The 23,298-nt window shown below is 59.0% G+C and carries 14 protein-coding genes and 1 tRNA gene; 7 read left to right on the forward strand and 8 right to left on the reverse strand.

What is annotated here, in order from left to right; genetic code table 11:
• Positions 1-150 precede the first annotated feature (150 nt).
• Both ppk2 and BLU88_RS14345 read right to left on the reverse strand, forming a co-directional pair.
• Positions 151-1,053 carry a polyphosphate kinase 2 gene (gene ppk2, locus BLU88_RS14340; protein ID WP_092015320.1) on the reverse strand — a complete coding sequence of 301 codons (903 nt, stop codon included), beginning with the start codon at positions 1,051-1,053 and terminating at the stop codon, positions 151-153.
• A gap of 67 nt (positions 1,054-1,120) precedes the next feature.
• Positions 1,121-2,407 (reverse strand): MFS transporter, encoded by a 1,287-nt coding sequence (locus tag BLU88_RS14345; RefSeq protein WP_092015323.1) that lies wholly within the window; start codon positions 2,405-2,407, stop codon positions 1,121-1,123.
• A gap of 90 nt (positions 2,408-2,497) precedes the next feature.
• Here BLU88_RS14345 and BLU88_RS14350 point away from each other — a divergent pair.
• Positions 2,498-2,574, forward strand: a tRNA-Leu gene (locus BLU88_RS14350).
• 149 nt (positions 2,575-2,723) lie between these two features.
• Here the strand turns inward: BLU88_RS14350 and BLU88_RS14355 are convergent.
• Positions 2,724-3,065: a histone-like nucleoid-structuring protein Lsr2 gene (locus BLU88_RS14355; protein ID WP_157689131.1), complete on the reverse strand. Its 342-nt coding sequence runs from the start codon at positions 3,063-3,065 to the stop codon at positions 2,724-2,726.
• 231 nt (positions 3,066-3,296) lie between these two features.
• On the opposite strand from BLU88_RS14355, the gene BLU88_RS14360 reads away from it, so the two are divergent.
• Positions 3,297-3,899, forward strand: coding sequence for an HIRAN domain-containing protein (locus tag BLU88_RS14360; protein ID WP_092015329.1), 603 nt, complete (start codon positions 3,297-3,299; stop codon positions 3,897-3,899).
• Between the two features lie 421 nt (positions 3,900-4,320).
• Positions 4,321-4,701 (forward strand): acyl-CoA thioesterase, encoded by a 381-nt coding sequence (locus tag BLU88_RS14365; protein WP_092015332.1) that lies wholly within the window; start codon positions 4,321-4,323, stop codon positions 4,699-4,701.
• 693 nt (positions 4,702-5,394) lie between these two features.
• Here BLU88_RS14365 and BLU88_RS14370 read toward each other — a convergent pair.
• Both BLU88_RS14370 and BLU88_RS14375 read right to left on the reverse strand, forming a co-directional pair.
• On the reverse strand, positions 5,395-5,535 hold the full coding sequence (locus BLU88_RS14370) for a type II toxin-antitoxin system YoeB family toxin (protein ID WP_231939442.1): 141 nt from the start codon (positions 5,533-5,535) through the stop codon (positions 5,395-5,397).
• Between the two features lie 220 nt (positions 5,536-5,755).
• Positions 5,756-6,040, reverse strand: coding sequence for a hypothetical protein (locus BLU88_RS14375; protein WP_167356896.1), 285 nt, complete (start codon positions 6,038-6,040; stop codon positions 5,756-5,758).
• 295 nt (positions 6,041-6,335) lie between these two features.
• On the opposite strand from BLU88_RS14375, the gene BLU88_RS14380 reads away from it, so the two are divergent.
• The 3 genes from BLU88_RS14380 to BLU88_RS14390 all read left to right on the forward strand — a co-directional run bounded on the left by BLU88_RS14380 (position 6,336) and on the right by BLU88_RS14390 (position 9,572).
• Positions 6,336-6,755 carry a DUF7144 family membrane protein gene (locus BLU88_RS14380; RefSeq protein WP_092015342.1) on the forward strand — a complete coding sequence of 140 codons (420 nt, stop codon included), beginning with the start codon at positions 6,336-6,338 and terminating at the stop codon, positions 6,753-6,755.
• Positions 6,756-6,990: 235 nt separating this feature from the next.
• Positions 6,991-7,947, forward strand: a complete 957-nt coding sequence (locus BLU88_RS14385) for an HAD family hydrolase (RefSeq protein ID WP_092017534.1) — start codon at positions 6,991-6,993, stop codon at positions 7,945-7,947.
• On the forward strand, positions 7,944-9,572 hold the full coding sequence (locus tag BLU88_RS14390; protein WP_092015346.1) for a SulP family inorganic anion transporter: 1,629 nt from the start codon (positions 7,944-7,946) through the stop codon (positions 9,570-9,572). The genes BLU88_RS14385 and BLU88_RS14390 overlap by 4 nt, the downstream gene beginning before the upstream one ends.
• A gap of 366 nt (positions 9,573-9,938) precedes the next feature.
• On the opposite strand, the gene BLU88_RS14395 is transcribed toward BLU88_RS14390, so the two are convergent.
• The 3 genes from BLU88_RS14395 to BLU88_RS14405 all read right to left on the reverse strand — a co-directional run bounded on the left by BLU88_RS14395 (position 9,939) and on the right by BLU88_RS14405 (position 22,221).
• A complete protein-coding gene (locus tag BLU88_RS14395; protein WP_092015349.1) occupies positions 9,939-12,263 on the reverse strand; it encodes an arylsulfatase in 2,325 nt (774 codons plus the stop codon).
• A gap of 107 nt (positions 12,264-12,370) precedes the next feature.
• The gene (locus BLU88_RS14400; protein WP_092017536.1) at positions 12,371-13,261 is read right to left on the reverse strand and encodes a formylglycine-generating enzyme family protein; all 891 of its coding nucleotides are present in this window, start codon (positions 13,259-13,261) and stop codon (positions 12,371-12,373) included.
• A 218-nt stretch (positions 13,262-13,479) separates the two neighbouring features.
• Positions 13,480-22,221, reverse strand: a complete 8,742-nt coding sequence (locus BLU88_RS14405) for a DUF5979 domain-containing protein (RefSeq protein ID WP_092015352.1) — start codon at positions 22,219-22,221, stop codon at positions 13,480-13,482.
• Between the two features lie 438 nt (positions 22,222-22,659).
• Here BLU88_RS14405 and BLU88_RS14410 point away from each other — a divergent pair, with 438 nt between their 5' ends.
• Positions 22,660-23,286, forward strand: a complete 627-nt coding sequence (locus BLU88_RS14410; protein WP_231939443.1) for a hypothetical protein — start codon at positions 22,660-22,662, stop codon at positions 23,284-23,286.
• The last annotated feature ends 12 nt before the right edge of the window (positions 23,287-23,298 follow it).

A 23,298-nucleotide genomic window follows, 5' to 3' on the forward strand; every position in this document is an offset into this window, starting at 1 on the left:
AGCCGCGCAGCACTGCACAGCGGGTTGCGGTCCCGCTCCACGGTTCCGGCCGGGTGGTCTTTCCCCTTCCACCCGGCCGAATTTCTTCCCGGAATCAGACACGGACCGGACTGTCGGTCCACCGCCTCGGCGACGGCGAACGAACGCTGATCAGTCGTCGACGGCGTCGCGGCCGCGGCGGACGAGCAGCGGGTCGGCGTCATAGACGACGGAGGTGTCTTTGTCCTCGTAGTCGAACTGGTTGAGGAAGTAGCGCATCGCGTTGAGGCGGGCGCGCTTCTTGTCGTTGCTCTTGATCGTGATCCACGGAGCGTGGTCGGTGTCGGTGCGGCGGAATGTTTCTTCCTTCGCCTTCGTGTAGTCGTCCCATCGGTCGAGGGATTCGAGGTCCATCGGTGAGAGCTTCCACCGACGCACCGGGTCGATCTGCCGGATCGCGAATCGGGTGCGCTGCTCTCTCTGGGTCACAGAGAACCAGAACTTCGTGACGTGGACTCCGGAGTCGATGAGCATCTTCTCGAACACGGGAGCCTGCTCCATGAAAGTCTCGTATTCGTCGTCGGTGCAGAATCCCATGACTCTCTCGACGTTGCCCCGGTTGTACCAGGACCGGTCGAACATGACGATCTCTCCGCTCGTGGGCAGGTGGGAGATGTAGCGTTGGAAGTACCACTGTCCGGCCTCGCGGTCGGAGGGTTTGTTGAGGGCGACGACGCGGGCGGCTCGCGGGTTGAGGTGTTCGGTGAAGCGTTTGATCGTTCCGCCCTTGCCGGCGGCATCACGGCCTTCGAAGACGATGACGTGTTTGGCGTCGGTGTCCTGACCCCAGTATTGGAACTTCAGCAGTTCGACCTGCAGCTTGTACTTCTCGAGTTCGTATTCTTCGCGGTCCATCTGTTCGTCATACGGGTACCCCTCCCGCCACGTTTCGACGGCTCGGCCCATGGGGTCGATAAGGTGCGGATCCGTGGTCTGGCTGTCCTCGACCGTGTACCCTTCGAGGCGGAGTTTGTCGATGTACTCCCGCAGATTCTCTTGGAACAGGTTGTTCACGAGATCCTTCCCTTTCGCTGTCGGCACGAGGTTGCGCCTCGTGCACGATAATGTGCCGAGGTGAATATCAGGTTATGCGATCGACGTCACGCCGCGGGATGATTCCGAAGCTCAGCAATGGGGCAAGTGCGATGATTCCGAAGGAGATCGGATAGCCGAAGGCGGTCACCAGGGCACCGAATCCGGGGCCGAGCAGGGCCGACATGACGAATTGTCCCGTGTTCTGGGCTCCCAGCGCTTTGCCCGACCACCGCGGGCCGGCGGCTTCTGCCACGGAGGCGAAGGCCAGTCCGTTGTCGGCCACCGACACGGCTGAAGCGAGGATGAAGACGACAGCGGCGACGGCTGGCAGCTCCGTCAGCGACAGGATGGCGATGGCCACCACGACGATCACGGCAGCGACGGCGACGATGCGCATGAGGCCGACGCGGGATCCGGTGCGGTCGGAGAGCGCGCCGATGACCATGCGGCCGACTGCGCCGACGATCTGCGCGATCGCGACGATCGCTCCGGCGGCGCCCGCGCCGACCCCCTGGACGACGATGAGCCAGACGAGCCCGTAGGTGGAGAACGCGAACTGCGGGACGACGAGGAGCGCGGAGACCGCATGGATGCGCCACAGGAAGGAATCGCTGCGGTAGGGATTGATCGCCGAGGCGGCGCTGGGCTTCCCCTCCCCCGCCGAGGCGGTGCCCGGTTCGTTCTGTCCGTGGCGTTCCGTCTCCGGTTCGGTGTCGCGGTCGGGGTCGGCCACCTCGGCGCGAGTGGGGGTCGGGTCCGGTGGGTTGCGGATGAGGGCGAAGCAGACGAGGGCGAGTACGCCGGTCACGGCGGCGACGAACCAGAGGTAGGCGGGGAATCCGCCGGCCGCGGCGATCGGTGGGATGGTCACGGCGGCCACGCTCGTGCCCAGTGGCTGGGACATCTGGCGGATGCCCATGGCCAGCCCGCGGCGGTGGCGGGGGAACCAGCCCATGACGACGCGGCCGGACGCCGAATTCACGGAGGCGGCTGCGGCACCGGAGGCGGCGATGACGATGACCATCCAGATCGGCGAGTCGACGACGAGGACGGCGGCGGCCGAGAACACGGCGGTCAGCCCGATCCCCAAAGTCATGGCCAGGCGTTCGCCGAAACGGTCGGCGAATGCGCCCCAGGCGATGAGGGTGAGGATGAGTCCGAAGCTCGGTGCGGCAGCGACGGTGCCGGCCTGGGTGAGTGTGAACCCGAGGTCGGAGTGCATATAGGGGATGAGGAAGGCGGGTCCGGCGATCGCGATGGTCGCCGCCATCTGCGTGAGAACGCCGACGACGAGGATCACCCAGGCCTGCCGGGTGGGTCCGTTCGTCGTCATCGTTCCAGGTTAGCCACGTGCCCGGATCGTCCGCGGAATGTCTCAGATCGCGGTGGCCGGGCTTTGCCGATAAAGTGTGTTCTGAGCATTCCCCCTATAGCCCAATCGGCAGAGGCAGTCGACTTAAAATCGATTCAGTGTGGGTTCGAGTCCCACTGGGGGGACCATAGGAATCACCTCTGACCTGCAATTACACATTCTGCATCGTTTGGCCGATTCCGATGTGGAGTCGCGAACCCCACGGTTACCCATCTTCTTCGTTTCGGTTCTTGCCGATTCGATGGCGAGCTTGCCGGGCTTTCGCGCGAGATTGGCGTTAATGAGCGTTGTCGTAGGCTTTGACAACAGCTGCTGGGATGCGGCCACGAGTGTAAATGTCATAGTCGTTTTCTCGCGCCCACTTCCGAATCTCTTCGAGGTCGCATTGTCCTCGCCGAGAGTCACGGGTACGCCTCTTATACTGCGAACTCTTTACCGCTCTAGCCACTCTCGTGAACGGTCGAAGGCTCTCTTCCAACTCCTCAGCGTGAGCTGTAGTGAGGTCGATCGCATAGCTGGTTCCATTGATCGCGAAAGTGACGGTCCGGCCCTCACTGGGATCGGAGATGAGTGTGCCGTCGAGGTCGTCGTAGATGTGCTCAATGAGTCTTCTCGCCATCGACATATTCTATCGAGTTCGCGGGCTGTGTGAGGTAGGACGTCACCGTTAGCTTGCGGTCCATAAGGACGAGCCCCCGATCCGACCAGACGGCGGGCACTTCTCAACCAGCGCGTCAAGCTACTCGTGTGATGCGTCAGGGCTTGAGTGTCTGTTCTTTCGCACTAGCTGGCCCCTACTGATCGCCGGTTCGATTAAGATTCTGGTAACGGTGGACATGGAGGTCACCTCATGTGGGTCGCAGTCGGCATCCTTTTGGCAATAGCACTTGGATGTTGGCTGGTTGCAAAGGTGGTGTCGTCGGTTGCCCATAAGCCGCAGACAGACGATGCGCTCTCCAACGTGCCCGGTCAGGCCCCGACAAACGATGTTGCGCCCACGAGCCAGACGTGGTTGTCGAAGGAAGAAGCCGATTCCGAGCTGGTTCGCGACGAGCGCGGCACCCTTGCCTTCCGCGTCGAGCGGCGCGAAGGCGAGTTCCGATTTGTCAGCCAAGAATCCGGAAAACAGCCCGCCCCTGGCAACCTGGCGCTGGCACGACTTGGGATCTTCTACTTGAACGTTCGAGGATGGAAGAACTACCCCGCTGCACGACTGAAGGTCGGAGATCGCATTGATCTTCGCCGGGAACTTGAGAACAAGCACGACCCCCATGCGATAGCTGTCGCTCGTCCCGGCTCGAAACACATCTACGGATACGTCAACAAAGGATTCGCTCGTCGCCTCGCGAAACCCCTCGACTCCGGCAGAGAATTCGTCGGTGTGGTCATGGGTCGAGCTGGCGTAACGATCGCGATCATGCCTGTTGCGGTCGCTGAGGAACTAGACCTGTAGCAATCGTTGATGCTCTGTTAACGTACCTTTTCGAGGATGGTCATGTTACTGCTTGTCAACACCGGCGGCTTCAGTCGGCCACGCCCCGGATGACCTTACCCGCCCTGGACTGACGAGCGACGATTCACACAGATAGATTCGATTACACGGACGTCAGCGTTCGAGAAATCACTGACGAGCACGCCTCGAACTGAGTCGGAAGCCGAATGGAGCGCGTGCTAACTGTCTCGCCGTAGAGGGCGGGCGCACCCGCTCAATCAGATGCCTGTGATTGCCATCAAGCAATGAACAGCATGGTTGGCGATGTTTCGCAACTTGCTACGAACCAACAACATTGCCTGCACGCACTTCGCACGAATGATATTGCAGTTGTTGAAATCTCGTCATCGCGGAGGACAAGGTATTTGGGAGAACTACTCGCTTGTCAGACGAGATCGACATATACACGCACGTGATCAACGGTATGTACTTCACGATGATGGACCTTAGTCGGCTCGACATGATGGTCCGAAGCGGAGTCTGGGACGCCCTCAGAGCCAGACGTCGGAGCGGAGTGGTCAGCGAGGAGAGCATCCGTTTTCGTAAGTCGCTCAAACTCGGGCAACGCTACTGCATCGGAGCCAAGATCTCCGGGGTTGATGAGCGTGCTGTGTGCTTCGAGCGCCGGATCGTCGTCGACGGAGAGATCTACGCTCGCGCCTCCGTCGCCACTAAAATCATCTCTGAGGCTGGAACGATCGCCAAAGACGAGATGATTAAGGTGTTCGGCTCGCCGCCGTCTGGCCTCAAGTTGCCAACCTAGCTCGAGGAATGGCGTTTACATAATTCTCTGCCCAGCTCCAGACGGCCTGCACCTCACGGATGGCGATGGCACTACTCCGTCGCCAGACACGATCACCGCGGCCACAGCCCCGCAAAACGAAACTTAAAATCTGCTCCCAGACCTCCTTGCGCCGAATGAAGCCCCTCCGACGGTCCATGGTTCGAGCTGCCAAGATGACTGTGAGTAAACGGGACGGCGCGTTGATGCTTTCGCTTATGAGAAATGCACGACCAGAAGAAATCTTCAGTCGATGACGCCACGAAACCTGGAAGCTATCGAATAGGAACATCCTTGCGACTCAACCAAAAGCGCATTGCGAGAGTCGCAAGGCCGACAGCATGGGTGCAGTAGATCGATGCTAGCAGAAGTCTTTGGAATCTACGCTGAAGAACGAGAATGTGCGGGAGGTCCTGGCCACCCGCCGCAACCGGGTCTGAGAGCCTACCCTCGGCTTCGAGGAACTCTCCCTCGACGTCGCGCCGCCCATCAACCTGTCGACATAGCCAAACCCAACTCCCTTGCCCTGGAATGGATGCTGCTCTTCGCGACGTTGACTGCTACCTGCGCGACTGAACTCCGCAAGCACTGAAGCCGGAATCAGGCACCTGCTTCGCCAGTAGATGGAGTGAAAAGCTCCATTCCACCACCTGCTCATACGTAGGGCAGTCTTGCTCAGTAGTGGTATTGGGCCCGCCGGATCACGTTGTCGTAGGCGTCCACGAGGTAGAAATGCCGGTGCTCCTCATTGATCCGCCGCGACCACGGTCCCTGCGCCCCGCACTTCCCGTTGGTCGGGGTTAAGCTGTCTGGCATAGTGACCATTCATAGCCATTGCCCACCAGGAGGTAAGTCTCACCGGACACTTCCGACTTTTACGTGGACTAATGGCACTCCATTGCAGCATGCGCGGCGGAAAGTCCCACACTTGTGTATAGTCGTCCTCGAACGTCAGGATCTCGGTCGTCCCACGCACCTCGCATCTGCGTTCGAAAGCCTCCGTGGGCTCAGCGCCATCCCGATCCCTTCCCTATAATCAGGCATCGTTGTTGAGCGCCGTCAATCGCGTGACGAGCACGGACTCGAGATCACCGGTAGCTTTCCCGGCGTCGCCGTCCGGTAGGTCACCAACGCGTCGGTGGCAGTTCTCGACCAACGGGGACGACCCCCGGGCCATGAGCACCATCAAGTAGAGTCCACCGTCAAATGGGCTGGCGGCCTCCATGCTCGTCTTCCCATTCTTGTACGTCTCTGTCCGTTTGACGGTAGTCCTTGCCATGGGCGCTGGCAGGTAGTCGATGCTAGACATGAAATCAGTCATGTCGTTACCCAAACTGGTGGGTCCACCTTTGTTCATGAGAAATCTTTCTCCTCGCAAGATGTCAGCAGTCCTGATACCTGCGAGCCACAGATTCGCTACTTCTCGCCCCCTCCCGAATCGGGCACGAGCACACAGACGCATTAATTATCACCTTTCGCGGGTGACCTTCACGATTTTCAGCACGACGATTGTGGAATTGTCGGTTTTACGGTTCTTACGGCATAACTGTTCGTCACACATTCTTTGAATATCGCCGTCAGGGCCAACCCAAAACGGTGCTTGAAGGGTGAATACGATGTCAGAATACACTGAGTCCAGACGCAGCACGGTTGCCTCAGACTGGGTGACCGGAGGGATAGCACTTGCGGTAGTGTCACAAACTCTTGTTGGTGTACTTCAATTCGTTCAAGGGCTTGCTGCGCTCATCAACGACGAATTACTCGTCAGCCTCCCTAACTACCTGTTCGCCTTTGATTTCACCGTGTGGGGATGGATTCATCTGACACTCGGTGTTGTGCTCATAGCGACCGGCATCGCGTTGGCGGCCCGGAACCGAGTAGCCGCTTGGGCGTCAATCTTCTTCTTGTGTCTCGGAGCGAGCGCCAATTTCTTGTTTCTCCCTATCTATCCGTTGTGGTCCATAGTGCTTCTGGGGATTGATTTCTTCGCACTCTGGGCAGTGACCAAATCAGGTTTGCTGGGCGACTGGGTCTGACTGCCGTCGGGCTGACCAAAGAGCAGAACGTACACGTTGTCCGCCGCAGACACTGACAAGAACTGTTGGCTGCGACAATCAGCCGAGTCCACAGGCAGTCACGTCCATCCTCCGGTTGGCTCTGCCCCCGATTTCAAGAACCGCGGACCACGAGCGCCTTTACCTCAGCGTCGTCACCAGCCCCCGCGCTAACCAGCAGACTGCCTGTCAACGAATACGAAGGATGGTAAAAGAGATGTCACTCAATCTTCAGTTGGTTTCCTGGGAGGAGTCGGTTGCCAAGCACTCAATCGAGGAGTTCGTCGCTTCGGCCGTCGACGGGCCAGAAGCCGTCCCCCTGCCGGAGCGCATCGCCGTTTTCGACAACGACGGTACGCTTTGGTCGGAGAAGCCGATGCCGACTCAGCTGCACTACGTGGTGCAACAGTGGCAGGATGCGATCAAAGCTGATCCGTCGCTGGCCAAGCGACAGCCATACCGCGCAGTGAAGGACGGTGATCTCGCCTGGCTGGGACGGGCGATTGACAAGCACTATGACGGCAACGATTCCGATCTAGAACTGCTGGTCAAAGCGATTGTGGGTCTTGTCGAACACAACTCGGTAGAAGACTATGCGCGATCGGTCGAGGAATTCTATCGAACAGCCCAGCATCCGAGCCTGAAAAGGCCGTACGCGGAGACCGTCTACCAGCCGATGGTCGAACTGCTTCGGTATCTCGAAGCACACGGTTTCACGTGCTATATAGTCTCCGGCGGAGAACGTGACTTCATGCGTTCAATAACCGAAGAGTATTACGGTATTCCGCCGGAGCGAGTCATTGGTTCAGCGTACGGCCTGACTTACGATTGGGAGTCGTCCTCCCTGCGATATGCCGCTTCGTTGAGCTTCTTCGACGACGGAGAGGAAAAGCCCAAACGCATTTGGAGCCGAATAGGACGACGCCCCCTTCTCGCAGTGGGCAATTCCAACGGCGACGTCCCGATGCTCGATTTCACAAAGTTCGGCCCGCGGCGTGGGCTCTCGCTTTTAATTCATCACGACGACGACACGAACCGAGGAGACCCTCCCTACGACGCTGGGGCTCAAAGTGCTCTTGCGGCGGCAGCCGACCGTCCTTATATCCGGGTGAGCGTGAAGAATGATTGGACGACACTGTTCCCGTTTACCGTCCAACAGCGGCGAGACCAATGACTGCGCTGAGAGCATCGGACGGATCCCGCTGGTTGTTGCCCACGCTCGCCGGCTATCGCCGAGAATGGCTGAGTCCCGACATCGTCGCCGGATTGACTGCAGGCGCTGTTGTCGTTCCTCAAGCGATGGCGTATGCAACGATCGCGAAGCTCCCCGTCCAAATCGGACTCTACACATGCATCGTTCCCATGTTGGCATACGCTCTCATCGGTGGGTCTCGAGCAATGAGCGTTTCCACGACCTCTACAGTTGCCACTCTAACAGCAACAACGCTTGTTACAGCCGGCATTGCATCGGGAACTCAAGATGCTACTGGGACACTCATGGCGCTCTCCTTGATGGTCGGTCTGATTCTGTTAGGCGCTTGGATTCTTCGCCTCGGCTCCCTCGTCGAGAACATCAGCGTTGCCACAGTCCTGGGTGTGAAGATCGGCGTAGGCGGCACAGTAGCAATTGGACAGCTTCCGAAATTGCTTGGCGAGGACACAGAGCCCTCAGGCGAAGGCTTCATTCGTGTTCTATCCGCCGCAGTGAAATCGTTCGAGAGTATTAGCCTTCCTACTGTAATGCTCTCGGTCGGATCGATCCTCGTTATGGTCCTGTTAGACCGAATTGCGCCCAGGATCCCGGGCACCCTCGTCGTGGCTGTAGCAGGAATAGCACTGGTTGGATTCGTCAAAATTGACGAAGCCGGAGTCGCTCTCATTGATCCAGTGCCTTCAGGTTTGCCGATTCCCGCGATTCCCGATCTTTCGCACTTGATAGCACTAGTACCTGGCGCATTGGCAATCGCAATGATGGTGTTCCTCGAGTCGGCAACTGTCGCGCGGGGTATTCGGAAGCCATCCGAACCACCGATAGAGGCAGATCGAGAGTTGCTAGCGGCCGGAGTAGCAAATATCGCTGGCGCATTCTTCTCCACACTGCCTGCCGCTGGCGGGCTATCGCAGAGCGCGGTCAATCGGGCTGCAGGTGCTCGAACGCAGCTTGCCGGACTAGTCACGGTAACGCTTGCCGTTCTCATTGCCATACTTTTCGCACCCGTGATCTCGATGCTTCCGCAAGCGACACTTGCCGCTATGGTCGTGGTCGCTGTTTCGAGCCTGATCGATGTACCCACATTAATCCGCTGGGCACACATTAGCCCCACCGATTTCTGGATCGCTCTCGTTGTGGCCGCGATTGGACTGACTGCAGGCCTGCTTCCAGCGGTGGGGGCCGGAGTGATCGTCACGCTCTTCCTCGTGCTACGAGAAATCAACACGCCTAGGATCGAAATCGTTGAACAAAGAGGTAACACGCTCGCCCTCCATCTCGGGCTGGGCCTTTACACTGCGAACGCACGGAGCAACGAACAGGCGATCATCGAACTGGCCACTGAAGAGGCCGACCCAGTCTCTCAGCTGATTCTCGATGTCCGACGAATAAATGTCATGACCATCACCGTCCTTGACACACTCACCGATCTCGACCACGAGTTGGCCGACAAGGGAATTTGCCTGCACCTTGCCGGGCTACCCGTACGAGCGACCACGCTCGCAGCAAAGACTTCCTGGTTTCGGCAGTTGGTTGCTTCTGGTCGCATTCACACCGATGTCGATGAGGCATTTGAAGCCAATCAGTAAGCGTCGGACTAGCCTAGGTGAAGTCCAGCCAACGCTCATGAGGTGCTCGCCTGCCTTCGAAATCCTGCAAGCTTCGCAATTCGGTTGAAACGTCTCACACTTGTGCTCAGCAACATAGTGGCGTCTTTGTCTTTCAGAATCTACGGGAATCTGTCACCTTGGGAATTGCACTCCTGCGCTTGTCTCCGATTGAAACTGCGATACTCTGTCCGACAATTAGTGGTGCGCTGGATCCTGACAGCAGGTTCGCACTGACTCGTGGAGGCTTTCAACGGTACGGGACTTCTGTGCTTTGACGCTCCTTGTGACAGACACGAAAACGGGGCAGGATCGACGTGACCTGCCCCATCTCGTACCTCGATGATTCTATTCGCGGGCGAACGCACCGAGTGCTTCAAGCTCGAAGTCCAAATACTGTTCGCTGCTGACGTCGATCCCGACCCCCTGAATCGTCCCGCCCGTGAATGGGAAAGGATTCGTGTACTGGGTGCTGACTGTGTCGGCGCTGTCATATCCAACGCACAAACCGTCGCCGCAAAGCGTGAACTTGCCGACTTGCGCACGCATCGGCCCTTCTGCGACGGCGAGATCATCGATGAACAGTGTGCATTGACCGACGGACTCACCATGCTCGCCAGACTTCAGCCGGTTAAACTCCATGCCGAGCGAGTGCTTACCGGGCTCGAGCTTTCCCGATGTGTAGGTCTGCTCGGGCGGTATGCCGAGGAAGTTGTACACATAGTTGAGGCGATTGTCTTTTATGAATAGAGCATGCCCTCCGAACCGTGAACCGTGAGCGAATATCACTCCTTGTGCATCAGCTTCTATTTCGACATTAGCAATGATCTTAAAGGACCTGCCCCGAACATTGACAGCAACGCTCTCAGGAACGGGAGTGGTACCTGGATAGTAGATGTATCGATTACGGGGCGGTTCGGACTGTGGTCGTTCGATCGTGAGCTGGTCACGAGCTGAACGATCGTCGAGCGGAAGAACATGGTTCTTTTCAGCTTGCTCGTTCCACGCGGTGACAAGTTCCCGTAGCTTCTCTGGGTAGTCTGCAGCCACATCCTTGGATTCCGACCGGTCTTCGTCTGTGTGATACAACTCCCACCGGTCCTCGTCGAATCGACCGTGGCCGGTCAGAGGTGCGTGGATTGCGGCGGCTTTCCATCCGTCCTTCCAGATGCCACGGGTCCCGAGCATTGCGTAATATTGGACACTCTTCTGGGTCGGCCCATCAGGCTCAGCATCGAAAGAGTACTTCATCGAGACACCGTCAAGTGGACGCTGCTCAATGCCACGAAACTCTTCGGGCATCTCAATTCCGATGACGTCCAGCACAGTGGCCACGACATCCACCGAGTGATGGTATTGGTGCCGGATCTCACCTTTGGCTTTGATCCCCGCCGGCCAGTGGATGACCATCGGGTCGCATGTTCCACCGGAGAACTGCGAGTAGCGTTTAAACATCTGGAATGGTGAAGAGAATGCCGCTGCCCATCCTGTGGGGTAGTGATTGTACGTTTCCGGCCCACCAAGGACATCGATCTTTGATAGGTTCTCCGCCAAGTCATCCGGAAACCCGTTGAAGAACTTGTTCTCGTTGACCGATCCGTCGGGAGACCCTTCACCTGAGGCACCGTTGTCCGCACAGTAGAAGATCAGGGTGTTGTCGAGCTGCCCCGTTTCTTCTAAGTAATCGATCAACCGACCGATCTGCGCATCAGTGTATTCGCTGAAGCCAGCAAAGACTTCAGCCATGCGGCTGAAAAGGCGTTTCTCCTCCTCTGACAGCTCATCCCAAGGCTTGACGAAGTCGGCGGCATTTGCCTGGTCCTCGGGCATCGGGTTGAGGGGCGTGAGCGCAGTGTCAGACGGAAGGATACCGCGTTCGATCATTCTCTCGAGCACCCACGATCGATACGCGTCATAACCATCGTCGAATGCACCCTTGTACTTATCGATGTATTCCTGTGGTGCATGATGTGGCGCGTGATTGGCACCGGGGCAAAACCATGTGTACCAGGGTTTAGACGGATTCGAGGCGTTCTGATCGCGGAGTAGACGGATCGTCTGGTCGGCGAGGTCTCTTGACAGATGATATCCGTCTTCGGGCAGATAAGGCTGTTCGATGAAGTGGTTGTCTTCGACGAGGTCGGGGTACCAGTTGTTCGTCTCGCCGCCCAGGAACCCGTAGAAACGGTCGAACCCTTGCGATAGGGGCCATTGTTCTTTACTCCCGCCAGCCGAAATATCCTCTTCTGGGACATTGTGGTCTTTGCCGACCCAAAACGTTGAGTAGCCGTTTTGCTGGAGGACTTGACCGATTGTGGCGCATTCTGCGGGAATGTGTCCTGACAGGCCAGGAAAGCCGTTAGTACCCTCCATGATGTTCCCCATACCGTTGAGGTGATGGTTACGTCCCGTGAGGAAGGTCGACCGTGTCGGCGAGCATAACGCGGTCGTGTGCCATTGGGTATATGTGAGGCCGTTCTCGGCAAGCCGATCCATCGTGGGCATGTTGATGCGGCCTCCGTATGGGGACCATGAAGCCATGCCAGTATCATCATAGAGAATGACAAGCACGTTTGGCGCGTCGTCTGGCGCTTTAGTTGGCTCGTACGGTTTCCAGTCCGCAACGGAATCGCGAACGTCGAGCTCAATTCTGCCCTGGAATTCGTCGGACATTGGTGCACTCCTAACCTGGCGCACGCACAACGTCGCGCATGCGTGGTTGCGACTCTATCGAGGTTGCATCGAACTCCGGCATCGGATCACCCGCCCTGGGTGATGCCTTAAGCGTCCTTCGCGCACCTGAAGCCCACGTGTGACATTCCCGTGTCTTCGGACTGTGGCGAGCGTGCTGCGGGTCGGAACCGCAGGCAGTAGTCGGGAGAGCACAGGAAAGAACCACCTTTGAGTACCCGGCGCGGGCCGACTTCCCCGCCGGTCGAGCTCGTAGCGGCCAGCAGGTTCAGCCGTTCTCCAGCGTTCACTGGCTTCGCCGACGGAGGAACATGACGCGGCGAGTAGTATTCAGACGTCCATTCCCATGTGTTGCCGATCATGTCGAAGAGCCCATAGCCGTTGGCGGCATACGAACCGACAGGTGCCGTATCGCCGACCCCGCGGTTGTCATAGGGAAAGCGCCCGAGCCAGGAGTTCGCTTTGGCGACACCACCGGGGTATGGCTCGTCACCCCAGGCAAAACGTGTCTCCGTCATGCCTCCACGAGCTGCGTATTCGTACTCGGCTTCGGACGGTAGGCGTTTCCCTGCCCATATGGCGTAGGCCAGTGCATCTTCGTAAGCAATATGGACGACAGGATGATCTTCCCGATCGCGAGTCGTCGAACCGGGCCCAAACGGCTCGCGCCAGTACGCTCCTGGTTGCCAACGCCACCACTGTCGCCAATCACGAAGATCCACCGGACCGAGAGTGGGAGTGAACACCAACGCTCCAGGCACGAGATCCTCACGCGCTGCACCAGGAAAGTCATCAGGGTCCAATGGCCGCTCGGCCACTGTGATGTAGCCGGTGGAGTCGACGAATTGAGCGTAAGCGGCATTCGTCACCGCATACTTGTCCAGGTGGAAAGGTCTGACTTCTCGTCGGTGCACGGGTTGTTCGTCCGGATAGAACTCATCGGAACCCATGAGGAAGGTGCCGCCTGGGATCAAGATCATCTCGCGTTCACCATCTGCCATGGCATCATTCTAGTTATGGCTTGGCTCATCACCAGCCTCTGAACTCAAGAATTCCAACACATCCTTGTCGATACTTGACACAGTCGCTGGATACGGTGTTTGCGTATTTGTTGCTGTCTCAGATCTGGATACTGATAGTGCACAAAGCACCGACTGGGTTGGACGAGCACAAGTATTCGTCCAACCCAGCAAGTCAGTCACTCGCGTCGACGAACGGTCCTGATAATACTGGCACCGGCAGCGATCAGGAGCAGGCCGACGATGAGCCAGGTCACGATCACTGCTCCAGTTCGGGGGAGGTCTCCGCTGCCACCATCAGCGTCGCCATCGGCCCCACCACCGTCAGCATTACTATCGTCTGAGCCTCCGCTGTCGGCACTGCCGTCGGTTCCACCACCGTCGGAACTGTCATCCGCTGTGTTGTCGTCATCTGCGAATGTGTTCGTCACAGTGATTGTCGCGGGATCTCCGCCAATTGTCACTTCACCTGGTTCACCTTCGCCGATCGTCGAGATCGTCTTGGACTCGGCACCGCCGTCGTCGGTCTCGGTTACAGTGCATTCAGCACCGATCGGCAATCCACTGTAGGTCACTGGGTCGTCTGGAGTGATCTTTCGATCGGCTCCGCCGGGGATCTTGACGGTCTGACCATCGAACGTGCAGTCCAAGCTCACTTCGAAGGGGCCAACATCGTGCGCGTCGCCATTGACCACCTTGTCCACCTCGATCGAGCCGACGTCGAAGGTGTTCGTCACGGTCACAGTTGCCGAATCGTCGTCGGCCGGAGGGACTTTGACTTGGCCCGGATCTCCGCCGTCGACCGTGGTCGATACGCTCGCTGTGGTAGCGCCACCGGTGTCAGTTTCTGTGACGATGCAGTCTGCACCAACAGGAAGTCCGGAGTAGACTGCCGGTTCACCCGGGCTCACCGTCCGGGTCGCCCCACCGATACCCTCGGCAGACATGTCAATGTCCCCACCTTCGAAGGTGCACTCGGCGGTGACTTCGAAGTCGGTGCCGGCGAACTCGGCACCGTCCCCCTCAACGAGTTTCTCAACGTCGAATTCGCCGAGATCGTAGGTGTTGGTCACCTCGACTGCGATGGGTTCAGTGCCTTCGCTGATGGTGCCGGAGTCTGGTACGACCGTGGTCGTCGTCGCGCCGCCGTCGTCCGTCTCAGCGATGGTGCACTCAGCGCCGTCGGGCAGCCCGAGATACACTGCCGGGACGCCGGAGCCGAACCGGCGAGTCTCACCGCCGGGGATCGGCACGTCTTCGCCTTCGAATGTGCAGTTCAGAGTCGCTTCGTAGGGAAGATCAGCGAGCGAGTCGATGTCGTCAATCGAGTCCGGCATATCCGGTGCGAAGTCCGCGCCGTCACCGTCGACAGTCTTCTTCACGACCAGTGGACTGGTCTTGAAGGTGTTGGTCGCCAGGACTTCGACCGAAGTGGTGTCGCCGTCGTCGTTCGGTGGGACGACGACCTTGGCAGAGGTTCCATCAATCGGGTCGCCGTCATCGACGGTCATCGTGGTCTCTGTGGCTCCAGCGGTGTCCGTCTCGGTCACGGTGCACTCCGCACCGACGGGCAATCCTTCGTAGACCGCTGGGTCTCCGGGCATGAACTCCTGCGTGGCTCCGCCAGGGATGTCGATTGCGGTTTCACTGTCGGGGAACGTGCAATCGACTGTGGCCTCGAACGGTCCTGCGTTATAGATGCCCGAACCGATTCCCGTTAGCTTCTTGTCGACCTCGATGGTGCCGACATCGTAGGAATTCGTCACCGTTACTTCGGCGGCCGCAACATCGTCTGCCGGAACGATGACCTCTCCGGGTTCGCCGCCGTCGACGCTCGAGGAGATTTCGACGTCGGTGGCTCCGAAGTCATCGGTCTCAGTGACAATACAGTCCGCCCCGACCGGAAGACCGTCATAGGTGACCGTGTCTCCCGGCTCGATCTCCCGTGTCGCCCCGCCAGGAACGTCGATCTCACTGCCTTCGAAACTGCATTGAGTGCTTACTTCAAACGGTCCGGCACCAAAATCGGCTCCGTCACCCTCGACTACCTTCTGTACGGAGAACTTTCCGACCTCGTACGTGTTGGTGATGGAGACATTCACCTGCTGCTGCGAACCGTCGTCGCCACCGATGATCACAGTTTCGGGATCGACCGAGACGGAAGTCGCCTGTCCCTGTTCAGTTTCGGTCGTTGTGCATTCGGCCCCGATCGGCAGCTCCTCGTAGTTCACCGGCTCCCCCGGCGTGAGTTCACGACTCGCTCCACCCGGTATGTCTACCTCGGTTCCGTTGAAGGTACATTCCAGAGTGACTTCATAGGGTCCTTCGGCGAAGTCGGCTCCCTCCCCGTCGATGACCTTGTCGACCTTGACCGACCCGGGATCAAAGACGTTGGTCACTGTAATCTCGGCTGGGTCGGGTCCGACGGTCAACGTACCGGGATCGCCGTCCGTTGCTTGCGCGGAGATGGTCGTCGATGTCGCACCGCCGTCATCAGTTTCGGTTACGACGCAGTCGGAACCGATCGGCAGGCCCTCATAAGTGACAGGTTCCCCGGGAGTCAGTTCACGTTGGGCCCCGTCGGGAATCTCGACGTCTGCGCCCTGATACGTGCAGTCTGCGTTGACCTCGAACGGACCCAAGGCGTCGTCGGGTAGCCCGGTGTTGTTCTCGACGACCTTGTCGACAGAGAACGATCCCAGGTCGAACTCATTGGTCGCGGCGACTTCTGCAGTCTCGTCTGCCCCTACTGTCACTGGGTTCGGGGTGATCTCAGAGCTGGTAGCACCCCCGTTGTCAGTCTCAGTGAAATCACATGACGCGCCGACGGGCAGATCGTCGATCGTGGCTTCAAGCGGATCATCACCGCCGAGGCTGACCGAGTCGTCATAGACGACCTTCGCGTCTGCGCCACCGCCTCCGTCAACATCAAAAGTGCACACGACGTCGAAGACAAACGGTCCGGTCCCGTAGTCGTCGGCACCATTGCCTGTGACTTCTTTGGTGAGGTGGATGGAACCCACGTCGAAGTGATTTTCCACGTTCAGCTGTGTTCCGGCGGTTCCTTCGTCGTTGGCAACGACCGTCATCTTGGCCGTGTCCCCGTCGGTCTCCACCGGCTCCTCGCCGGGTTGGCTAATCGTCATCGACGTCGACGCGGCTCCCCCAGTGTTCGTCTCGGTCACCGTGCATTCGGCGTTGATCGGCAAACCAGCGAGCTCGGCTGGAGTACCGTCGGCCGGGAGGTCGACGACCATTGGATCATTGGGGCCATAGCCCTCGGCATAGACGGGATCGCCGAGGAAGGAACAATCGACGCTCGCTTCGAACGGACCGTACTCAACCGGATCGCCGTCCTCATCGACTGCCTCGGAATCAACTGTCTTGGCCAACTCCAGATCACCGAGGTCGTAGTTGTTCACAGCATCAAGGGTGACCGCGTCCGGTGACTCCCCGATCGTCACGGAGCCGACGTCGAGCGAGGTCTGACCGTTCGAGTCGTCCTCAGTAATCGTGCACTCGGCACCGTAGGGAAGGTTCGGGACCTCGGTCTCTCCACCGTTGGGCACAGTGATGGTGATCGGGTCGAGATCTTTCTCCAACCACGAATCAGCTGCAGACGTGCACTGCACCTGCAGCGTGAATTCGTCCGGTGCGTAGTCAGCTCCCGCTCCTGCAGCCGTCTTGTGTACAGTCAGTGGTCCTGTCGCGGTCGCGACTCCGACCTTCGCCCCTTCCGTCGGCAGCATGTTGACCTCTTTGCCGTCCGCGGTGACGGCCACTCCGCCGGCTGCCGCCGAGTTCCAGGCGATCGACCGGTCCCCTGCCTCCGGGGCCTCAGCGGGAGTTGTGGTGGTGCCTTCCACACTGACCGAATCGCCCGGATCGAGGAGGTTCTCCGGGTCCATGGTGATAACGACCTTGATTGCTGTGACGTCTTCATACACGTCCGGAGAAGTGTCTGGGGTCAATTCCACCCAGCCGCTGTCAGGGTCATCGGTCGGGCATGGATGATTGATGGGGTCCTCGATGTCGTCCATGCAGTAGTCCTGCGTGGTTGAGTAGTAGACCTTGGACGTCGCCCCCTCAGGTGCATCGGTGATCGCTGGGGGCGGATCCTTGGTCAGTGTGGGCGACCATTCTGAGCCCCGAGCAGAGGAAGTGGCGTAGGAACCCACATCTCCCGGGGTAGGAAGGCGGTCGTAGAGCACCGCCTGATCCATCGGCAAGTTGCCGACGTTTTCCATGTTGATTTGCCAGGTCTCGTTGTGCCCGGGAGCGATGACCGGGGTGCAGGGGTAGGCATAGAACCCATCGTCATTCGGAGTGCATTCGGCGGGTTGGTCGGGGTAGTCCGGATCGACCATGACAGCGAGTTCATCGTCGTCGGTGGCCTTGACCAATTTGTTCTGGCTGATGACGGCTGTTCCCGTTGGGTGGACATCGGCATCGGCCTGACATTGTCCGGTTTCGTCGTTCAATCGTGGTTCGCAGTTGTCCCATGGCCGGTCTCCTGTCACTCCGACGGTATTGTCCACCGGAGTCTGCGGGGGCAGGCCGAATCGGAAGTTGACCATCACGGTGACCTGGTAGCTCTGTCCAACTTCGAGCACTGATCCTTCGGGGAATGTGAACTCGAGGCTGTCGATGTCCCCGTCCTGGTCCACAGATACCTCGTCGGGGTTCTCCGGCAGATTGGGAGTGTCCGGGTCGGGGTCGGATCCCGATAGCGAGTACGAATAGGGAATGTCTGTATCCGCGAGCTTCAGCTGCGCACCGTCGTCATCGGTGGGCATAGGATCAGTAATCACCGGGTCGGTAATCGGACGCTGCCCCGTGTTGGTGATTGTAATGTTCATCGGGAAGGTGGAGGTGGGACCTTGAGATCCGTCGGTGACTGTTCCGTCGAAGTCCTTCTTCACGCTCACACCATTGACGGCGTGCTTGTAGCGGATCTGCGCGTCGGCGGAGTCTGAGGCAGAGACCGGGACTTGTTCACCGGTATCTGGATCAACGATGAGATCAGCGCCCGTCGTTGTTCCGTCCACCGAGTTGCTGGCCACGCCGGGTTCAGATTCGCCCGGAGCATTCGGGTTTGAGGCCAGGTCGTGTTGGACCGGGCCGCCGGAGCGCATGTCATCGCGCCGCAGCACGTCAAGAGGCACCGATTGCTTCGGTGTGGCCGGGTTCTCCCAGATCTGTCCGTCGGCCCGGGTGAAGGTGAACCTCAGCCCCTGGACGTCGTCGGGATCGACTCCGTCCGGCAGCGTGAACGTGTCGCTTGGGGTGCCCTCGATCCAGTCGGCACCATCAACGGTGACTGGATCTGGGGAGTCTGGGTCGCCGGAGAAGGTCCCGCCGGTGAGAACATCAACCTGGACCTGGTCGATCGGCGCGGCCAATTGCGCGCTCGGGTCGAATCCGACGAAGTCGTATTGGTTCCAGAATTGAGGGTCGTCGTCGGTCAGGACCATTTCAACGCTGCGCGACGGGCCTTGGGGTTGGCCTGTGATCGTCATGGTCACCGGTGTGTCATCGGCATCAGCGCCGTGGTTCGGCTCGGTGATGGTGTCGGGATCGAAAGTCTTCGTCACATCTAAATCGATGTCGGCGTCTTGGAGGTCCATCGTGGCGTCGTCATAGGCCTGGCGTTTATCCTCGTCGGTCCCTCCCGGATCGTCGATCGTCGCGATCGCGCCATTTGTTGCCGGCGAGTAGTCGTCGACCGTGATCGGGTCACCGGTGTATCGATCGAATTGCCGCAATTGCAGGTTCAGTTCCATACTTCCGGCGGCTGCGGGCGCGATCAGCCCGTCGAATAAGGTCTCCACGCCAACCACATCGGCTAGCTCGGACGTCGTCAGCGCCAAAGCTTCGTCTCGCGTGAAGTCCGCAGTGGAGCCGTCGTCGTACGTCAACGTCACCGTTGTGGTCTCCGTGCCCTCAGGGGGCGTGATGGCTGTGAACCCGCGCAGGGTGAAGGCGTCGAAAGGCTTGGTCCCATCTGCTGTGATTACGTCGGAGGAGTCTTCTGCACCGGGATCAGCGATCCGAAGTCGGTCGATCTTCGATCCGGACTCGTTGGTGCCGGTGATCGTGGCCTCGGTCGTCGGGTAGTACTCATGCGGAGTTCCATCCGGCGGAACGGAGAGAGGACCTCCGGACCAATCCTTTTTCACTCCAACGTTGAGCGGTTCGTCAAGAATCTCGGCAGTATCGCCGTCCGAGTCGGTGTAGGTTCGGTCCCGGTACGTTGCCGTTGCGCGAGCCGTGTTGTTGACCACGCCGGCATCGTCGGTGTTGTACATCGTTCCGCGGGTCGCGCCAAGCACAGGTTCGTCAGTGTTGCTGCGCTTGTAGTCGCGCACCTGGAAGGTCAAGTCCAGATGGCGGCCGTCGTCCTGTACCGATCGCGCGACTCCATCACCCTTGATCGGTGCGGTGGGATCATCACTGGTGTCTGGGCGCGTCGGTGACTCGGTGTAGATGACACGCGCTGAGATGGTTGAGGATTGCTCTTCCGCGGTCAGTGGCACGGCGTCCATGCCGCCGTCGCAGGGATTCGAGTTCGTACACGGTGAGTTGGTTGCCTGCACCCATTTCGATCCGTTGTAGAGTTCGACGCCCGAGATTGCGTCGTATTCGATTAATGGGTCAACCGAGGAATCGATTGCGTCGATCTGCGCGAGATTGAACGCGTCATAGAACGAATCCGAAATATCAGTGCTCTCAGGATCGGCGATATCGGAGATGGCCATCGGATCGACTCCGGAGAACCCGCCGGTTGACCAGGTGATGCGACCAGTGACTTGGTCGTCTGTACGAGCTCGCACTGTTGCTGGGTCACCTAGCAGCGTCTTGTCGAGGAAGTCGACAGTGCCCGATCCGTCAGTGGGGAACGGGTCGACAGTGTCACATCCTTCGACGGGTTCGGTCGGGTCCACCGTCTCGGCGGCTGCCGAGGACGCCGCACAGTTCTCGATCGGCTCGTCTCGATCTGCCGGTCCGGTGTAGTCTGCGGTGAAGTTGGGCTGGAACTCGGTACCGGGTGGAAAACCTTCCCCGTCGTCGGCGTCATAGGTGAACCGCACCCCTTGCGCGTTTTCGGGGAGGTCGCAGTTGACGGTTGCTGGGCCGTGCGTCGGAGGGCAATCAGGAGCGGTTTGCCACGACTGGCCGTCCCAGTATTCGACGGTCAATGTGGCATTGGCCGGGACTGAGGTGCTCCGCACGCCGGTGGCGGTGAAATTGTCCCAGAACTCTCCCGGGTTGTCCGTGTTCACTGGGTCCTGAACGACGAAGGTGTCGGCCTCAGTCGTCGATCCGTCCTCGCCGAAGGGCAGAAGGCTGCTGGGCAGCTGGACCACAACGTTCTGGCCTTCAGCTGCGGGAATCGTCGAGGGAGTGATGATCTTCTCGATGTCCGTTGCAAGCCGGTCTTGCAGGGTGACGAGTTCGTCGTTCGCCGTGGCCGGGTCCGTGTTCGGGACTTCCGCCTGGACCTCATTGGGGTGTGACACACGGTCGGGTTCCTGGTCGGGATCGGTGTCTGCGGTAAACGGAATCGTTGCCTCGGCACCGTTGACGATGTCACCGGTGAACTCGACGGTGAATCCCACGACGATGCAGGTCTCCGGTGGAGTCGCCGGCATCGTGTCCACGGTGGTGGTCGATTCAGTGACCTCCGTGCCGTCGGCGCAGGTGTACACCACGGTTGCCTCGGTCGCATCAGCGGGCCACACGATTCCGGCACCCGACGAGTCACTTCCCCACCCCGTGAATGTCAGCGGGTCGTCTCCCTCAAAAGGACTGTCAGTGCCTGGCCCGGGTTCGGTGATGATCAGTGAGTCGACCGCCGTGCCGGTGTTGGTCGCACCAAGGGTCACAGTGGTCGATTTGCCTGCTTCCACCTCTGCTGGAGAGAAGCTCTTTGAAGCCGTCACCGAGGTGTTCGGCGGTGTGATGAGGTAGGTGTCGTCAGCAGTCGCTGGCTCAGACTCTTCGCCGTCAAGCGAGACGACTGTTGAAGTGTCGTTGTTGACCGTCGTCGGGTCAGTGAGTTCTGCGACAGCATCTGCCTGCTGAACCTCAACAGGAATGGTAGCCGTGGCACCGGGCTGGATGTCCCCGGAGAAGGTGTAGCGAACTCCTTGGACGTCGGCTGGATCGACGGAGTCGTCTAGCGTCTCCCAAGAATCGCCGTCCCAGTATTCTTCGGTGACATCGGTCGCGTTCTCCGGCATTTCGATATCACCGGTGCCAGTGTATTCCAGGTAAGTGAACGGGTTGGGGTCGGCGCTTGGATCGACGGGATCTTGAACGACCATCGTATCGACTGGAGCGTTCGAGGTATTCGTACCTTCGACAGCCATGGTGGCGTTCGTGCCGGGGACCGCCAGAGCTCCGTCGGGGTCAATGGTCTTCCCAGCCTCCGCAGATAGGTCAAGGTCGACAACCGGTGTCACCGTGGCCGATGAGCTCTTCTCCTCGGCGTTGTCGGAGACGACCGTCGCCGTGTTCTCTATCGGTTTGCCGCTTTCGCTGTAGGGCAGGTCAGGATCGATTTTGGCGGTGATGGCGATCTGCGCCTGATCACCGGTTCCCACTCCGTCTTCGTTTGTGTACGTCACCGTGTTGGACTCGACATCAGCGTCGACTTCTCCGCCTCCGCTGCTGATACTCGCGCTGACGAGGACCAGCCCGTCAGGCAGAACATCAGACATTTCTGTGTTGTCACAGGTTTGATCGGTACCGCTCGGGTCGGAGCAGGAGATCGTCACGACGAACTCGACGTTGTCTCCCGGAGCATATGGGCCATCTGAGATGACCTGCTTGCTGATTCCCCACTCGGCGGCCATTGCCGAGGCCGAAGGAAGCACCGCGCCGACCATAGCCAAGAGCAAGACGAGGACAATCGACACGATTCTCTTGGATCGCTTTCCGATCCAATCGCTCGTCGCCGACCCTGGTGTTTTCCGACGAAACATCAAGCCCTCCTGCAGTTTTCGCGTACACGTCGCTGTGTGACAACTATCACGAAACTAGCAGGTTATATGGCCCATTACGAGAGTTGTAACAAAATCTCTTGCTAGCTGGAGAACGAATTAAACTATCCGAAAGACACAAGAATCGAAGGAATTGCGACACTGAACGAGTCGCTAGTGGACCGATAAACACTGTGTTCATCTGGCCGAGACCCAGGTGATTTCGTGTTTCAAAGAAGGCTACAGTCGTCTCTGGCCCAGGCGAGATCCCGACTGGCCGACGCTCTGAACTTCGACCCGCTTCGCCCGTAACAGGTGAGCAACCAGCTCGAACTTCGACTGCCTGCCTACTCTGATCAGGGAAGGAGCACATTGATGATGGACCCACAGGAAACTTCATCGACGGACACAGAGAGTGCCGTTACCGACTTCGTAGCTCTTCTACTGCTATCAGTGACCGCGGTCCTCACGGCGTGGTGCGGCTTCCAGTCATCTAAGTGGGGCGGCGAAATGTCGATAGCATTCAGCGAAGCGTCTAGTTTGAGAATCCAGGCGACCTCGGCTGACAGCCGTGCGCGAGATGCACGACAGTATGATCTCTCCATCTACATCGAATGGGTGCTCGCCGATGGAGACAGAAAATTGAGGAACTACATCGAAGATCGTTTCACGCCCGAGTTCAAGGTAGCTTTCGAGGCCTGGAATGCTGGAGGTCGGACCCAGCCGGGGCCTCTGGCCCATCCGAAGTACTCGCCGTCCGGGGCTGCGGACGCAGCCCGTCTGGATCATCTGGCTGACGAGAAGTTTCAGTCCGCGTTGGAGAAGAATCAGCAGGGCGACAACTACACATTGCTCACGGTGGCGTTCGCTCTTGTTCTCTTCCTCACTGCCCTGTCTCAACGTAAGCAGGCACAGACGGTGAAGAAGGCCCTCCTCGCACTCGCCGTCGTCGTAGCAGTAATCAGCGTAGTCATCATGCTGACTTTTCCCGCCCTCATCTAACTGAGCGCAACA

It is taken from the genome of Brevibacterium siliguriense (assembly GCF_900105315.1).
Classification (GTDB): Bacteria; Actinomycetota; Actinomycetes; order Actinomycetales; family Brevibacteriaceae; genus Brevibacterium; species Brevibacterium siliguriense.

Coding starts and splice junctions, on each gene's coding strand:
- BLU88_RS14380 (WP_092015342.1), top strand. CDS start 6,336: ATGTCAGAATACACTGAGTCCAGACGCAGCACGGTTGCCTCAGACTGG.
- BLU88_RS14375 (WP_167356896.1), bottom strand. CDS start 6,040: ATGACTGATTTCATGTCTAGCATCGACTACCTGCCAGCGCCCATGGCA.
- BLU88_RS14395 (WP_092015349.1), bottom strand. CDS start 12,263: ATGTCCGACGAATTCCAGGGCAGAATTGAGCTCGACGTTCGCGATTCC.
- BLU88_RS14355 (WP_157689131.1), bottom strand. CDS start 3,065: ATGGCGAGAAGACTCATTGAGCACATCTACGACGACCTCGACGGCACA.
- BLU88_RS14410 (WP_231939443.1), top strand. CDS start 22,660: ATGATGGACCCACAGGAAACTTCATCGACGGACACAGAGAGTGCCGTT.
- BLU88_RS14370 (WP_231939442.1), bottom strand. CDS start 5,535: ATGCCAGACAGCTTAACCCCGACCAACGGGAAGTGCGGGGCGCAGGGA.
- BLU88_RS14400 (WP_092017536.1), bottom strand. CDS start 13,261: ATGATCTTGATCCCAGGCGGCACCTTCCTCATGGGTTCCGATGAGTTC.
- BLU88_RS14385 (WP_092017534.1), top strand. CDS start 6,991: ATGTCACTCAATCTTCAGTTGGTTTCCTGGGAGGAGTCGGTTGCCAAG.
- BLU88_RS14345 (WP_092015323.1), bottom strand. CDS start 2,407: ATGACGACGAACGGACCCACCCGGCAGGCCTGGGTGATCCTCGTCGTC.
- BLU88_RS14360 (WP_092015329.1), top strand. CDS start 3,297: ATGTGGGTCGCAGTCGGCATCCTTTTGGCAATAGCACTTGGATGTTGG.
- BLU88_RS14390 (WP_092015346.1), top strand. CDS start 7,944: ATGACTGCGCTGAGAGCATCGGACGGATCCCGCTGGTTGTTGCCCACG.